The following is a 13902-nucleotide window of genomic DNA, read 5'->3' as shown; positions in this document are numbered from 1 at the left end:
TACCAGTAAGATCAGCTTATATGCTTATTAATTAAGCTGTTTTAAATAAAACACTTCACAATGACTTAAAAACACGCTATTTATTCATATTCGGTAAAAAGTAGTAACGCTTTAGCAACATTATTACTATGGTTATTGTGATACGAATTGATTTAATACGAGGGAAATAATTATGAGTTTAATGTCTACAGAGCAAACCGCTGAATTTTTAGGTGTAAAAGTTGAGCGTGTAAAGCGTCTTGCTCGCGAGAGTTTACTAATAGCTAAGTCAGAAGACGAAAACGGCGAGCCACAATTTGATGCCGCAGAAGTTGCAAAATATAAAGAATTAGCTGAACGCTTTGGTGGTTTGTAACTTTTATAAAAAAGTATTAGTAACAAGTTTATTTAGCTGCGCACGTAACATTATAGATTTACTAGTTATGCTGCGCTCCTCATACCAAGCAATACACAACACCAAAAAAAACAGCTTATAGTAATTTAGCTTATCTATTGATGGGTAAAACGTACTTGTTTCATCAACGCTATTTTTATAGTTATTTAACAATGTACTTTCGCTGCTCTCATTAAGATTAAAGCTCACTGCAAGAGCTGCCAAATCAAAATATACATCGTTGGTTTGCGCGTACTCAAAATCAATTAAATACATGCCCGAAGCATTTACAATAATGTTATCTTTTACCAAGTCATTATGACAAAAGCCTTCATCAAATTGCATGGCTGCAACTACTTTGAGTGCCTGCTCTATTTGAGGTTTATATTGCGTATATACGCCGGTGCTTTGATAAAAATGCAGCTCTTTAGCTATATCCATTGGCGCAGTAGACACTGTGTAATTGTGCACTTGAGCAAGTTTATTAATAAAGCTAAGCGTTATATCCGATTGCGCTGTATTACCTTCAATATAATTAAATACCGCACGGCTATTCTTTTTATCGAGCCAAATAGGCGCAGGACATATATTAAAGTCACTTAAAAAGCGCTGCGCTTCAAGGCCGTCACTTGGCCAATGGCTTTTATAACACTTTAACAAATACCCTTGTTGCTCGGTACGTATTAAAAAATTATCGTTACTAAAACCATTGAGTAGTCGCTCGCTTGAAATAACGCTCGTAGGCTCTATAAACGCCCTACACATTTTTACTAACTGAGTATGCTCAATCATTAATTAAAGCTGAGCTAGCGGCTTAGCTTGGCTTTGTTCGTACTCTTCGTACCAAGTTTTAAAGCCCCACGCTGCCATAATGGTATAAAATATAAAGAGCGCAAGCGTTGGGTAATAGCCTTTTTCATAATATAAATACATGGAAGCTGCATCTATTACAATCCAGTACAGCCAGTTTTCGAGGACTTTTTTAGCAACTAAGTAAGTAGTTACTACAGCAAAACACGTTGTAAAACTATCAAGATAAGCAAAATCGGCATGCGTATAGTTTTGCATAACGTAACCAATTGTAATTGCAGCTACGGTTGTTAAACTAATTAAAACAGCATGACGGTTTATCGACCACGAGGTAATATTTAAATTTTCAGCTTTGCCTTTTCTCCATACAACCCATCCAAACACAGCCATATACATATAATAAAAATTAAGTAACGACTCCATGAGCAATGCGCCATTCCAGTACATTATTGTATAAATGAGCGTGCTAAAAAATGCCGCTGGCCAACACCATAAGCTTTCCTTTATTGCCAATAATAAGTACGCCATCGACAATCCTACCGCAATGTATTCCCAATGCGACATTGCTGTAAAACCGCTTAAGGTTTGTGTTAAAAAATCCATATTATGCAGTTACCGTTTAGTTGTGCAGATTGTTATACCAATCTGCTTATATACGGGGTCTATTTAACGTTAAGGAAATTACGCTAGAACTAGGCAAAAATTTTTGTATCTAGTTGTTCTAAATAAAAAATTTTTAACGACGTTTTAGTGCAATTTAATTCGTTAAATTGATCAAAGATTTATGTAGGTTGGTATTATAGATTATTCAGGCGATAAGTCGCCAGAGAGAAACTTACATACAAAAATAGCTTTACCAAATTCTTCATATGAGCGCTTAATTTCGGTATTTAACACCTGCATTACTAAATCATAATCACCAAAAATTTGCGTTGATAGCGTATTAGTAATCACTTTTAAATTTTCGTATTCGTTTAAGCGGTCAATAAAGCCTTTAATAAACGGAATGTAATCTTGGTGAAGTGGATATTTACTGATCTCTACTGATAATTTCATTTTAAACTCTACTTTTTAATTATTTGATTTAAACAAATCATTCAATGCCAGTTCAATACAGTGTAAAATTATACTAACACTCAATTTAACTGAGCTTATTATGGCACGCAGAATAACGTATACATTTAAAAACCAACCGCGCGAAATTAACTTCGCAAAAGATAAATACCACGACATGTATCAAGCTATTGCTGCTGCCGAGGGTATTGATTTAACAAATTACTTAAACATGGTACGCCAAATAGAAATGACCTCAAAAGGGTCTGCTTCTGTTCGTAACTTTCGCGACCAAGAATTTGCCCGTATGGGCTTTAGCGACATTTACTTTATAAAAGAGTAATTATACCCAATTGGTGTACGCTAAAAACTAACTATGGCTGATACTCATAACTTACGCGTGGTGTAATATTACATAATAGCTCGTAAGGAATAGTATCAGCGCACAGTGCTATTTCTTCAACTGGTAGCTCAGGGCCCCACATAGTGACTCTGTCGCCAACTTTAATATTATGCTCATTAGCGCCTATATCAACGCTGATCATGTCCATAGCTACGCTACCTACAATACCATAACGCTGCTCACCAATTATTACCGGTGTCCCCTCTTTAGCATGCCGAGGATAACCATCACCATAACCCATAGCTACAACAGCTAACTTGGTTGGTTTATCGCTTTTCCAACGACCACCATACCCAACAGCCTCATTAGCAGGCACATCACGCACTGCAATTACGCGCGTAGTTAAGCGCATAACTGGTTTTAATTTGTGTTGCTGCCCAATACTATTTGCCATTGGCGATACACCATAGAGCATAAGCCCAGGACGTACCCAATCGCCATGACCGCTTGGCCAGGCAATAATACCAGCAGAATTTGATAAACAATGCGCTTGGTCAATGCCATTCACTAAATTATCAAACAACGTAATTTGCTGAACCGTTTTGGCATTATCAACATCATCAGCACACGAAAAGTGGGTCATTAAATTAACGGTATTTTTAGCGTTAGGTGTTTTTTGTAAGCGGTTATAAAACGCTTCAAACTGCTCTGGCGCAATACCTAATCGATGCATACCTGTATTTACTTTTAACCAGCATGTTATTGGTGCATCTAGCTTTGCTTTTTCAAGCGCCGCTAATTGGTACTCATCGTGAATAATAGTTTGAAAATTGTTGGCGAGCAGAATCGGTAAGTCGGCTTTGTTAAAAAAGCCTTCTAGTAAAACAATTGGCTTTGTTAAGCCCCCAGCTCGAAGGGCAAGCCCTTCATCTATACGTGCCACAGCAAATGCGTCAGCATTATTTAAATGCTGCGCAATCGTTACTAATCCATGCCCGTAAGCATTTGCTTTTAGCACCGCCATCACCTTGCTGTTAGGTGCAAAGCCCTTAACTTGCGCTAAATTATGCGCAAGTGCCGTTAAGTTAATTTCAGCAGTGGCTAAGCGCATTAGTAATCGTCATCTACCGCTGGTCCCGCGTAATTATCAAAGCGAGAAAATTGACCTTGGAACGTTAAACGCACTTTACCAATTGGGCCGTTACGTTGTTTACCTATGATAATTTCAGCAATACCTTTATCAGTACTGTCTTCGTTGTAAACTTCGTCACGGTAAATAAACATGATTAAATCGGCATCCTGCTCTATCGACCCTGACTCACGTAAATCTGAGTTAATTGGGCGCTTATCGGCACGTTGCTCTAGCGTACGGTTTAGCTGCGAAAGCGCCACAACCGGACATTTTAGTTCTTTTGCTAGTGATTTAAGTGAACGCGAAATTTCAGCAATTTCAAGCGTTCGGTTATCAGCAAGGCTAGGTACACGCATTAGCTGCAAGTAATCGACCATGATCATACTAATGCCGCCGTGGTCACGCGCAATACGACGCGCACGAGAGCGAACATCGGTAGGTGTTAAGCCCGAGGCATCATCCACATACATTTTGCCTTTTTCCATCAACAAGCCCATTGTTGATGAAAGTCGCGCCCAATCGTCATCATCCAACTGACCTGTACGTACCTTAGTTTGGTTAATACGGCCAAGAGACGCTAACATCCTCATCATAATTTGTTCTGAAGGCATCTCTAGCGAGTAAATTAGCACGGGTTTGTCTTGAGTCATTGCGGCATGTTCTGCAAGGTTCATCGCAAAGGTGGTTTTACCCATTGAAGGACGCGCAGCAACAATAATTAAGTCAGACGGTTGCAGGCCCGTCGTCATTTTATCAAGATCGGCATAACCTGTACTTACACCCGTTACACCATCTTGTGGCGATTGATAAAGCTCTTCTATTTTATCAACGGTTTTTTCGAGTATGTTATGAATACTTTGCGGGCCTTCCGTACTTTTTGTACGTTGCTCGGCAATTTTAAATACTTTGCTTTCGGCAAAGTCGAGTAAGTCGTGACTAGTACGCCCTTCGGTATTAAAACCCGCTTCGGCTATTTCATTTGCCACGCCAATCATTTCACGTACAACAGCACGCTCACGTACAATGTTTGCGTAGGCATCAATGTTGGCTGCACTTGGCGTATTTTTAGCAATTTCGGCTAAGTAAGCAAAACCACCAATGCCTGCAAGTTTATTATTTTTTTCTAAACTTTCAGAAATAGTGATTAAATCTATCGGATCGCCAATCTCAGCAAGTGCCGTCATCGCCTCAAAAATTAACTTGTGCGTGCGGGTATAAAAATCCTGTGATACAACAAGCTCAGCTACGCGGTCAAAAGCTTGGTTATCAAGCATTAAGCCACCTAAAACAGATTGTTCAGCTTCTATTGAATGGGGAGGAACTTTAAGAGTATCGACTTGCTTATCTGGTTTGGCCATAACTTCACAGTAGTAAAATTGAATGGCTCTATTCTATCGACTTGCAGGGGCTGTGCAAATAGAAAAGCAGGAAATCTTTCCTGCTTTTTGTAATCGTGATGGGGAATGAGTGTTATTTGGTACGCAGCTCTATGCGTCCACTAATGGTATCCATTTCAACATTAGCATTACCGCCATTAATGCTAAATTCTAAATCACTGGCTGGGCCATATTTAGCTTTACTGACTTTGTCACTACTGACTTTGTTAATGATTTTACCATTAGCATGGGCTTTAATTTCAAACTTTGCTGATACACTTTGTGGGAAATAAAAGTCGGCATCACCACTTACTGATTCAAAACGTACATCACCGCCTTTTAAAAGCTCGTTAATCTGTACTTCTGCTTCGCCATTGACCGTATTAATACGTAGGTTTTTAATAGCCGATAGCGTAAATTCTATATCGCCATTTACGTTTTCAAGGCGTACATCATTAGCGCTTGAAGTTGATTTAATATCACCATTAACAGCGCTAAAACGCAGCTCACCACTTGATTGCCTATCGTTAATTTCACCATTTACGGTTTCAAACTGAATATTCCCGTTTAAGTTCTCAGCGTTCACATCACCATTTACAGTGGTGAGCTTAATGTTGCCAGTAATATGATCTACCGTAATTTCGCCGTTAACCACATCAACTTCTGCGCCGTTTTTAAGCTCCTTCGCAGTCACCGATACATTAACGCCAGCAAACTCTAAACTACTGCTTTTAGGCATAAATATAGTTAGGTTTGAGCCGTCACCACTATTGCCCCAATTTGATTTACGGGGCATTTTTACAATAAACTGTGTTTTATCACCACTTGTTTTAAGCTCATAACCCTGTGCTTTATCATCAAGCTCGCCAGATACTTTAAATTCGTTTTTATCCCAGCCTGTAATATGTATATCACCGCGTTGGTTTTCAATAAAAATAGTGCCGCCACTTGGTACGTCTATTTGCTTATCTATTTTTTCACCCGCAAATGCCACCAGTGGAAATAAGCTCAGTCCTAATAAAATCGCTTTCATATCGTACTCCTAAATGTGCTGCCAACGTGGCGCGTGCACCTTGTTAATTAAATCAAGTTGTTGTTGATATATTTGCGCTAACATTGTCAGTAGCGCTTGGTTTTGTGGTTCGTTTTCAAGAGCTTGCTTTATTGCTTGCTCAGCTTCTTCAAGTTCTTGTAGTTGCGTTTGCCAGTTAGTGGTTAATGCTTCTTTATTTTCGTATTCAACTAACAAACTATTTTTTTGAGCCGAAAAGTAATCACTTATAGCCACTACGGGCTGTGGTTCAGGTGCTATAACAAATATATTAACAGCAATTAAAGCAGCCACAGTACACGCTGCTATTGCCGTTAGTTTTGGCCAAATAATAGTGCTGTTTGGGTTCTGCTTATTATTAACAATTGCTCGCTCAATCCCCGCCCATAAATCTTTTTGTGGCGTAATTTCTTTATCAAGCGTGTTTAATGACTTGTTTAAGTAGTCGTTAAAGTTTGGTTTACTCATTTTCATACCACTCTTGTAATAACTGCCTAGCACGATGATATTGTGACTTACTTGAACCAACAGCCATACCTAATTGCTCCGCGATTTCCTCGTGCCTGTAACCTTCAATAGCAAATAATACAAATACCATACGTGCGCGCTCAGGAAGCCTTACTATTAACTTATCGAGGCCATTTAAGCCTTTGCAGTCGTTAGCTGATTGCTCATCCATACCGCTGTGTTCAATACTTACTACTTTTTGTAACCAGTTTTTTTGCTTGCGCAGGTAACTTATCGCTACATTACTGGCAACACTATATAGCCAAGTAGAAAACTGCGAACGCCCATCAAACAATGCTATTTTATGCCATACCTGTACAAATACCTCTTGGGCGGCGTCTTCGGCGTGTGCTTGGTCTGCTAATAAGCGTAAACATAAACCGTATACTCGTTTTATATGTAACTCATAAAGCGTTGTGTATGCGCCTTGATCACCCGATTTAACACGCTCAATGAGTGCAGCTTCGCACAAAGGCGTTGGTTCGGGTTTAACGTGTAACATCCGTGATGCCGCCTTTTAATTATTATTGTTGAGTTGCTATTTAAGTGTATTGATAAGTTAGACGTAATGACAGTTCGAAAAGGTTTAAAAGGAATGAAAAAATAATTGAATAAAAAGGGGCTTATGCGAGGTTGTATTAAATTGTGCCCTCAACTAATGAAGTTAGCCAAATTATAGGCACAAAAAAGCCGTGCTAATAGCACGGCTTTTTTAGCTTAATTAAAAATTAAGCTTCAGCGATTACGATTACTTTGATAGTAGCCGTTACGTCTGAGTGAACTGAAATTGATACGTCAAATTCACCAGTCTCACGGATAGTACCTAGAGGCAAACGAACTTCTGACTTAGCAACTTCAACACCAACAGCTGAGATAGCGTCAGCGATGTCACGAGTACCGATTGAACCGAATAACTTACCTTCGTCACCAGCTTTAGATACTAATGTAACTTCTGCTAATGCTTCTAGTTTTTCAGCGCGTGCTTGTGCAGCAACTAACTGTTCAGCGATTTTCGCTTCAAGTTCTGCACGACGAGCGTCAAACGTTTCAATGTTAGCTTTAGTCGCAGGAACTGCCTTACCTTGCGGGAAAAGGAAGTTACGTGCGAAACCAGATTTAACTACAACCTGTTCACCTAGGCTACCTAGGTTAGCGATCTTATCTAGTAGAATAACTTGCATGTTTCTACACCTTTTAAAAACTGTTAATCCGCTGCTTACTTATGTAAGTCAGTGTATGGAAGAAGGGCTAAGTAGCGAGCACGCTTAATAGCAGTTGCTAGCTGGCGCTGGTATTTAGCGCTAGTACCTGTGATACGGCTAGGTACGATTTTGCCACTTTCTGTAACATAGTTTCTAAGAGTAGCTAGATCTTTGTAATCGATTTGTTGTACGCCTTCCGCTTTAAAGCGGCAGAACTTACGACGTCTGAAATAACGTGCCATGAGATTAATTCCTCAAATAATTCTTTCTATATGCTGAGCATGCAAAACCAATTGGCTAAGGCCGTTACGACCTTCGTGGCGATTTAAAAAACCACTCACTTGCAATGCCTGCCCAACGTGCAAATGTTGAGTCTGTTGTTGCATTTGCTTTCCACTAGCAACTACCTGAAGCCTCACATAACTATTACGGTTAAGGTCTGCTTCGGTTTGCATCGATTTATGTTCTACAACAAAAATACAATGCGGGATGCCAGCAGGGCTTTGGCTAAACTTGGGAGTTTTACAAACTACCCCAGATATAACCAGCTGATTCATATATGGGCTAACCATTATAATAACTGCTGACTACATGCCATGCTAGGACTCAAAACAATTAAGCAGCTGGTGCTTCTTTCTTCTCTTCTCTTGCAAGAGGAGACGCTTCAGTTACAGCATTTTTAGTACGCATAACTAAGTTACGAAGCACTGCATCGTTGTAGCGGAAAGTAGTTTCTAGCTCGCTGATTACTTCAGTAGGTGCTTCAACGTTCATAAGAACATAATGAGCTTTATGAAGCTTGTTGATTGGGTAAGCCAGTTGACGGCGGCCCCAGTCTTCAAGACGGTGGATAGTACCACCAGCTTCAGTGATAGAACCAGTATAACGTTCGATCATACCAGTTACTTGCTCACTCTGATCAGGGTGAACCATGAATACGATTTCGTAATGACGCATGGATATTCCTTACGGTTAATAGAGCCTTCTACCGTTTCGGCCGGTCGGTTTAAGGCAAGGAATTAATAGTTTAAAAGCCGAAATGAGCGCGCATTTTACGCTTAGACGGATAATTAAGCAAGCAGGTTTTTTAAGCTTTTATAGATAAGAGTTTAAAGGCAATTATTGTGAGCTTCGCTCATCCCGTTAGCAAGCCGTAGGCCTAAAGGAAAAGCTAAACTCGCAGTTTAATATTTATCATATACGCCAAGCTTGCGCGCGTATAAAGCGCAGCTTTGAATTACTTAAGTCTAACACCTGCCTCAAAATATAAGTATTTACTCAAACTTAAAGCCGTGCAATTATTAAGCAATACATTAGTAAATAAGGATATTTATGAAGCTCTTACTATCGCTTGTATTAATACTTACTTTTAGTACACCATTTTTAAGCCACGCAAAAACCAATACAACCGACATAACCGTTGGTAAAAAAGTCATTCTACAATCAAAAATACTTAACGAAGACAGACCCATTAAAATTTTCATACCTGACACTGTAAAAGACGATCAGCCGCTTTATGTTATTTATTTACTTGATGGTGTTGAGCACTTTCATACGGCGTCTGGTGTTATTAAATCCCTTGTTGATTACGAGCAGATACCTAACGCAATGCTCGTTGGTATTGATACAACTAACCGTGTTCGCGATTATTTACCAAAAGTAGAAGGTGAGCCTAAAACAGAGTTTCAAACCTTTGTTCAAAATAAATGGCCTGAAGCGGGGCAAACTGACGAGTTTTTGAAGTTTGTGTCTGACGAACTTATGCCATACATAAATTCTAACTACTCAACTAACGGCTACAACACCTTAATTGGCCACTCTAATGCAGGTACTTTAGCGCTTTATACTTTAGTTAATCAGCCTGAGTTATTTAATAACTATATAGCTATAAGCCCAAACAGTTGGTGGAGTGATGAAGAATTAAAAAATAATATTATAAAATACACTAAAAATCCTAAAGGCGGTCAATCGTTATTTATTAGTGTAGCAAGTGAAGGGTCACGCTTTTATACAGGTGTATTAAATACTTTAGTAAATTTAGAGCAACAAATGCCCACACAGCTAAAATGGGAATATAACCATTACCCTACTTTTAGCCATATGGGCACCATACTACCAGCGCTTAGCGATAGCCTAATTCACTTATTTGGCGACCTAATTTTTAGCGTTACTGACGAGCACGGAAGATTTGCTGATGTATCGCTTATTACAGGTTACTACCAAGCACTGAGTGATAAGTATGGGTTTGAGCTTAAAATTCCACAAGATGTATATGTAGAGTTTGCTCATAGCCAGCAAAAATTTGGTAACACAGCTAAAGCTGTTACCACGCTTAAACACTTTACTACCCATTACCCAAATGCAGCCTATTCTCACATGCGTTTATCGCAAGGCTATACTGCAAATAAGCAGTTCAAGGAGGCCGTCACTAGTATGAAACACGCATTAGAACTTGCTAAGCAAAACTCGCGAGATCCAATGTTAATTGATGCGCTCAAAGATATGGTGAATGAAGCACAAAAGAATTTGTAACTGATTTAACGCAAAGCGCTTTTTAGCTAACGATAGTAATTACGAGCTACGCTCGTCGCGTCAGCAAGCTGAATGCCTACAGTTAGAACCAAACTCGGTATTAAGATTTATTGTAGACGCCGAGCTTGCTCGCGTGAAAAGCGCAGCTGTTAATCTGTTTCAAAGCTTCCCTTTATAACTATAAATAACTTTTAGAGCTTATAAAGCTAGCCTAATGAAAAACTACATTTTTTTTAGTATACAAACCTTGTAGGTCTTTCTCATAAAAAGCTTTATTAGATTTAACATGCTCGACCCATACATTGAACGTTTTACGAGTAAAATGTATTTTTTCGAACTTTAAATCAATAAAATCATATAACTTTGAATCTTCCAAAGACTTAGAGCCAATTACACTAATAACATCACTACGACCAAAGAAATCCTTTAATTTTGAAGATTGCGAATTTATAAGAGTTAAAAGTTGCTCTGTTTGGGTGAAGAGAGTGCCAAGAGTAGCTGAATCAATTTCTATGATTCTATGTATAGGGAAAAACAGGTTTTTATTATTTACTTCTTTTCTCGTCGATTCATGCAAACTCTGCCTTTCTTCAAATAAATTAAAGATGAGCTGCAAATTATGCTCAAGAGCACATACTTTTTTATAAAAACTAAAGTCATCTTTATCGGATATTATTTTTGTTAAAAACTCTTGAGATAGCTTTTCTGTTTTAGGTAATCCAGTTACGAAACCTCTTAGCAATACACACCTGAGAGGATTTGATTTTTCTTCCGCATATGCTGATTTCATGTTAAGCAATAAATGGTATTTACTTTCAAGATTGGAAAGTATGAAAAGCTTGTTTCTTAATACATCTATTTCCTTTTCTTTTTTTGCTTTGTACTCAGTGAACAAATAAGCACCAACAACAGATATAACAGGTGGTATTAAATATTTAAACGACTCACCAATCAGTGGGTTAGTTAATATCACCATCACCATATAAACTAGCAAAGTCATAAACAATGCAAAAAATAAATATTTTAAACTCATATAGCTTCTTTACTTTTCTATAAAATATTTTCAAACGCAACTTACAAACTAGCTTTGCTGGAAACTTACAGCTAAAAACTGACCACTTACTTTCTCGTTTGGTTTCGCTTCGCTCTTCACAACCTGCTTATTTGCCTATCGCTTCTTTGGCGAAAAGGTGTTTTATTGGGCCTAGGTTATCAACGAGTGACAGGCCGACTCCACGTATTAGTTTTTTAACTGGGTTTGCGCCTTCAAATAACTCTTTTAGCCCTTGCATCATGGCTATGTGCTTTTGCGCATCGAGCTTACGGGTACGTTCGTAATCGCGAAGTGTGCGCGTGCTTGCAAACTCCTTACTATCACTTGTGAGTAGCTCAATTAAATAAGCGGCGTCTTTTAGGCCTAAGTTCATACCAAGCCCTGCAAGTGGATGGATTGTATGTGCAGCATCGCCAATAAGCACTACTTTGCCTGAAACCCATTGCTGGGCGTAGCGCATTTTAAGTGGGAAAGCTGCGCGCGCACTTTGCACTTCACATAGCCCGCATTGGCCATCTATGGCTGCCATTACGGCTTTATTAAAGCTGCTGTCGTCCATTGCAAGCAGCTCATCGCAGTGGTTTGGGCTGGTAGACCATACTATTGAATGGGTATTTGCATCGCTCAGTGGTAAAAATGCCAGCGGCCCGGTTGGTAAAAACACTTGGCGTGCGGTATTCGCGTGCGGCTCTTTAGTTTTAACAGTCGCAACTAGCGCATGGTGATCGTAATCTTTAAAGCTAAGCGCCATATTAAATTGTTTACGTATAGCTGAGTTTGCCCCATCAGCGGCCACCAGCAGTTTTGCAATAATTGGCTCGCCGCTTTTAAGCGTTATAAATACATCTGATTCGCTTTGATGTATTTGCTGATACTGCGTATCAAACATTAGTGTTGCGCTGCTTTGTTGCTCTAGCTCTTTTATAAGCGCGTAGCGGATAATGTCGTTTTCAACAATGTGGCCTAAATGATCAAGCTCAAGTTGTTCATTATTAAACGCTATTTTGCCAAAACTGTCGGCATCACGTACGTCCATATGCGTATAAGCGCACGCTCGCTGTGCTATAATTTCGGGCCATACGTTTAATTGCTCAAGCAAGGTTTGACTTGCAATGCTTAGCGCACTTACGCGCAAACCATATTCGTCAGTTGGCAACGCTTGTGTTGGTGCGCCGTCGAGTACAAAGACGCTTATATCGGCTTTTGCCAATCCAAGTGCCAGTGTTAGCCCTACACAGCCACCACCGACAATACAAACCTGTGCTTGCTTCATAAACGCCTACCTTGTTTAACTTGCCCCATTAACTGTTTGGCTAATGGCGCTTTTAATGCGGGAAATAAATCCATCGAGAACAACCCAATACTGCGCCCCAATGCGAGCGATCGCGATGAATTTGAAAAAATTCTAACAAGTGCATCGGTTAAGCTCATTACGGTTTTTATATCATCACTGCGCTTTTTTGAATATTCACGTGTAAACGCATAGCTGCCTATATCGTGTTGGCTGTTTGCTATTAAATTACTAACTACTTGCACGTCGCGAAGGCCTAAATTAAAACCTTGTCCTGCAATAGGATGAATAGCATGTGCAGCATTACCAATAACCACTGTACGGTGCGCAGTCAAAGACTCGACTTGCCCGTAAACGAGCGGGTAACTCGTGCGCATGCCTACTTTAGTAAATTGACCACCGCGATAACCAAACGCACTTTGTAGGGCACTTATAAAGTCTTGTTCATTAAGTGCCATGTGCTGTTCAACCTGTTCTTGGTTCATACACCACACCAACGAATAACGGTTATTGCTCATGGGTAATAACGCCATAGGCCCGCTTTGTGTAAAACGCTCAAAGGCATGATTATTATGCCCACCAGCCACTTCTACATTAGCAATAATTGCGCCTTGTTCATAAGGCTGGGTATTAAAGCCAAGCTCAAGTAAATTACGTGTGGGTGATTGTGCACCATCAGCAATAACCAATAGCGCTGCGCTTAATTGCTCGCCGCTTTGCAGGGTGAGTGTATTGCTATGCAGGGCTTGCTCAATGGCAATTACGCTATCGGGGCACAAAAGCGTAATATTTGACTGCGTTAAACGCAGGTGAAGCGCTCGGCCAAATGGGTTAACTTCTACTACGTAACCAAGTGAAGGTTTAGCAAATTCGTCGCAATTAATGTGCGCTTTGCCAAAGTGGCCTCTATCAGACACGCTCACTTTTTTGATTGCTGCGGTGTAAGGAGCATTTTGTTCAAATAAATTGAGGCTTTGTAAATACTCTACCGATTGCTGAGCAAGTGCAATACTTCTGTCGTCAAAGCTTGGGTGGTAGTCGCCGGTTACTTGATTCGCTTCTACAACGGCAATATTTAACGCGGGATTAGTTTTAGCAACACTTAACGCGCAGCTTGCTCCCGCTAAACCACCGCCAATAACAACTACATCAAACTGCTTAGCCACTTTACTCTCCGA

18 protein-coding genes are annotated in these 13902 nt (G+C 39.7%); 3 read left to right on the top strand and 15 right to left on the bottom strand.

The genetic code is table 11. The annotated features are described in order from the left end of the window. The first annotated feature begins 172 nt into the window (after window positions 1-172). Window positions 173-355: a hypothetical protein gene (locus H5087_RS06830; RefSeq protein ID WP_002963040.1), complete on the top strand. Its 183-nt coding sequence runs from the start codon at window positions 173-175 to the stop codon at window positions 353-355. A gap of 3 nt (window positions 356-358) precedes the next feature. Here the strand turns inward: H5087_RS06830 and H5087_RS06825 are convergent, their stop codons facing one another. The 3 genes from H5087_RS06825 to H5087_RS06815 form a co-directional block, all read right to left on the bottom strand. Then, window positions 359-1165 (bottom strand): phosphotransferase, encoded by an 807-nt coding sequence (locus H5087_RS06825; RefSeq protein WP_182671534.1) that lies wholly within the window; start codon window positions 1163-1165, stop codon window positions 359-361. A 3-nt stretch (window positions 1166-1168) separates the two neighbouring features. Further along, window positions 1169-1786, bottom strand: a complete 618-nt coding sequence (gene pnuC / locus H5087_RS06820; protein ID WP_002963042.1) for a nicotinamide riboside transporter PnuC — start codon at window positions 1784-1786, stop codon at window positions 1169-1171. 201 nt (window positions 1787-1987) lie between these two features. Beyond that, window positions 1988-2239 carry a hypothetical protein gene (locus H5087_RS06815; RefSeq protein ID WP_002963043.1) on the bottom strand — a complete coding sequence of 84 codons (252 nt, stop codon included), beginning with the start codon at window positions 2237-2239 and terminating at the stop codon, window positions 1988-1990. 100 nt (window positions 2240-2339) lie between these two features. Between H5087_RS06815 and H5087_RS06810 the strand changes: the two genes are divergently transcribed. Continuing rightward, complete coding sequence (locus H5087_RS06810; protein ID WP_002963045.1) at window positions 2340-2579, top strand: DUF2960 domain-containing protein; 240 nt, start codon at window positions 2340-2342, stop codon at window positions 2577-2579. A 31-nt stretch (window positions 2580-2610) separates the two neighbouring features. On the opposite strand, the gene alr is transcribed toward H5087_RS06810, so the two are convergent. The 9 genes from alr to rpsF all read right to left on the bottom strand — a co-directional run bounded on the left by alr (window position 2611) and on the right by rpsF (window position 8804). After that, window positions 2611-3690 carry an alanine racemase gene (gene alr, locus H5087_RS06805; protein ID WP_138489606.1) on the bottom strand — a complete coding sequence of 360 codons (1080 nt, stop codon included), beginning with the start codon at window positions 3688-3690 and terminating at the stop codon, window positions 2611-2613. Further along, window positions 3690-5069, bottom strand: a complete 1380-nt coding sequence (gene dnaB / locus H5087_RS06800) for a replicative DNA helicase (protein ID WP_002963050.1) — start codon at window positions 5067-5069, stop codon at window positions 3690-3692. The genes alr and dnaB overlap by 1 nt, the downstream gene beginning before the upstream one ends. A gap of 112 nt (window positions 5070-5181) precedes the next feature. Beyond that, the gene (locus H5087_RS06795; RefSeq protein WP_182671533.1) at window positions 5182-6120 is read right to left on the bottom strand and encodes a DUF4097 family beta strand repeat-containing protein; all 939 of its coding nucleotides are present in this window, start codon (window positions 6118-6120) and stop codon (window positions 5182-5184) included. Between the two features lie 9 nt (window positions 6121-6129). Beyond that, window positions 6130-6612, bottom strand: a complete 483-nt coding sequence (locus H5087_RS06790; protein WP_024596807.1) for a hypothetical protein — start codon at window positions 6610-6612, stop codon at window positions 6130-6132. After that, window positions 6599-7147 (bottom strand): RNA polymerase sigma factor, encoded by a 549-nt coding sequence (locus H5087_RS06785; protein WP_002963053.1) that lies wholly within the window; start codon window positions 7145-7147, stop codon window positions 6599-6601. The genes H5087_RS06790 and H5087_RS06785 overlap by 14 nt, the downstream gene beginning before the upstream one ends. A gap of 226 nt (window positions 7148-7373) precedes the next feature. Beyond that, window positions 7374-7826, bottom strand: a complete 453-nt coding sequence (gene rplI, locus H5087_RS06780; protein WP_002962755.1) for a 50S ribosomal protein L9 — start codon at window positions 7824-7826, stop codon at window positions 7374-7376. Between the two features lie 35 nt (window positions 7827-7861). After that, entirely contained in the window at window positions 7862-8089 is a 228-nt protein-coding gene (gene rpsR, locus H5087_RS06775; protein WP_002962753.1) for a 30S ribosomal protein S18, read from the bottom strand. A gap of 12 nt (window positions 8090-8101) precedes the next feature. Beyond that, complete coding sequence (gene priB / locus H5087_RS06770) at window positions 8102-8419, bottom strand: primosomal replication protein N (RefSeq protein ID WP_004588456.1); 318 nt, start codon at window positions 8417-8419, stop codon at window positions 8102-8104. A gap of 43 nt (window positions 8420-8462) precedes the next feature. After that, entirely contained in the window at window positions 8463-8804 is a 342-nt protein-coding gene (gene rpsF, locus H5087_RS06765) for a 30S ribosomal protein S6 (protein WP_002962750.1), read from the bottom strand. Window positions 8805-9179: 375 nt separating this feature from the next. Here rpsF and H5087_RS06760 point away from each other — a divergent pair, with 375 nt between their 5' ends. Further along, a complete protein-coding gene (locus tag H5087_RS06760; protein WP_182671532.1) occupies window positions 9180-10379 on the top strand; it encodes an alpha/beta hydrolase-fold protein in 1200 nt (399 codons plus the stop codon). Between the two features lie 211 nt (window positions 10380-10590). Here H5087_RS06760 and H5087_RS06755 read toward each other — a convergent pair whose 3' ends face one another. The 3 genes from H5087_RS06755 to ubiH all read right to left on the bottom strand — a co-directional run bounded on the left by H5087_RS06755 (window position 10591) and on the right by ubiH (window position 13890). Next, complete coding sequence (locus H5087_RS06755) at window positions 10591-11412, bottom strand: hypothetical protein (protein ID WP_182671531.1); 822 nt, start codon at window positions 11410-11412, stop codon at window positions 10591-10593. A gap of 127 nt (window positions 11413-11539) precedes the next feature. Beyond that, window positions 11540-12706 carry an FAD-dependent monooxygenase gene (locus H5087_RS06750; protein WP_182671530.1) on the bottom strand — a complete coding sequence of 389 codons (1167 nt, stop codon included), beginning with the start codon at window positions 12704-12706 and terminating at the stop codon, window positions 11540-11542. After that, window positions 12703-13890, bottom strand: a complete 1188-nt coding sequence (ubiH, locus tag H5087_RS06745; RefSeq protein ID WP_182671529.1) for a 2-octaprenyl-6-methoxyphenyl hydroxylase — start codon at window positions 13888-13890, stop codon at window positions 12703-12705. Before ubiH ends, H5087_RS06750 begins: the two co-directional genes overlap by 4 nt. Window positions 13891-13902 lie beyond the last annotated feature (12 nt).

The sequence above is a fragment of the Pseudoalteromonas sp. SR43-7 genome (genome assembly GCF_014163785.1).
Classification (GTDB): Bacteria; Pseudomonadota; Gammaproteobacteria; order Enterobacterales; family Alteromonadaceae; genus Pseudoalteromonas; species Pseudoalteromonas distincta.
Note: the sequence above shows the minus strand (reverse complement) of the source record. Positions and strands in the feature narration are given on the sequence as shown.

Bases quoted from the DNA above. Each gene is read 5' to 3' on its own strand.
- H5087_RS06830 (WP_002963040.1), top strand. From the start codon at position 173: ATGAGTTTAATGTCTACAGAGCAAACCGCTGAATTTTTAGGTGTAAAA.
- H5087_RS06825 (WP_182671534.1), bottom strand. From the start codon at position 1,165: ATGATTGAGCATACTCAGTTAGTAAAAATGTGTAGGGCGTTTATAGAG.
- pnuC (WP_002963042.1), bottom strand. From the start codon at position 1,786: ATGGATTTTTTAACACAAACCTTAAGCGGTTTTACAGCAATGTCGCAT.
- H5087_RS06815 (WP_002963043.1), bottom strand. From the start codon at position 2,239: ATGAAATTATCAGTAGAGATCAGTAAATATCCACTTCACCAAGATTAC.
- H5087_RS06810 (WP_002963045.1), top strand. From the start codon at position 2,340: ATGGCACGCAGAATAACGTATACATTTAAAAACCAACCGCGCGAAATT.
- alr (WP_138489606.1), bottom strand. From the start codon at position 3,690: ATGCGCTTAGCCACTGCTGAAATTAACTTAACGGCACTTGCGCATAAT.
- dnaB (WP_002963050.1), bottom strand. From the start codon at position 5,069: ATGGCCAAACCAGATAAGCAAGTCGATACTCTTAAAGTTCCTCCCCAT.
- H5087_RS06795 (WP_182671533.1), bottom strand. From the start codon at position 6,120: ATGAAAGCGATTTTATTAGGACTGAGCTTATTTCCACTGGTGGCATTT.
- H5087_RS06790 (WP_024596807.1), bottom strand. From the start codon at position 6,612: ATGAAAATGAGTAAACCAAACTTTAACGACTACTTAAACAAGTCATTA.
- H5087_RS06785 (WP_002963053.1), bottom strand. From the start codon at position 7,147: ATGTTACACGTTAAACCCGAACCAACGCCTTTGTGCGAAGCTGCACTC.
- rplI (WP_002962755.1), bottom strand. From the start codon at position 7,826: ATGCAAGTTATTCTACTAGATAAGATCGCTAACCTAGGTAGCCTAGGT.
- rpsR (WP_002962753.1), bottom strand. From the start codon at position 8,089: ATGGCACGTTATTTCAGACGTCGTAAGTTCTGCCGCTTTAAAGCGGAA.
- priB (WP_004588456.1), bottom strand. From the start codon at position 8,419: ATGGTTAGCCCATATATGAATCAGCTGGTTATATCTGGGGTAGTTTGT.
- rpsF (WP_002962750.1), bottom strand. From the start codon at position 8,804: ATGCGTCATTACGAAATCGTATTCATGGTTCACCCTGATCAGAGTGAG.
- H5087_RS06760 (WP_182671532.1), top strand. From the start codon at position 9,180: ATGAAGCTCTTACTATCGCTTGTATTAATACTTACTTTTAGTACACCA.
- H5087_RS06755 (WP_182671531.1), bottom strand. From the start codon at position 11,412: ATGAGTTTAAAATATTTATTTTTTGCATTGTTTATGACTTTGCTAGTT.
- H5087_RS06750 (WP_182671530.1), bottom strand. From the start codon at position 12,706: ATGAAGCAAGCACAGGTTTGTATTGTCGGTGGTGGCTGTGTAGGGCTA.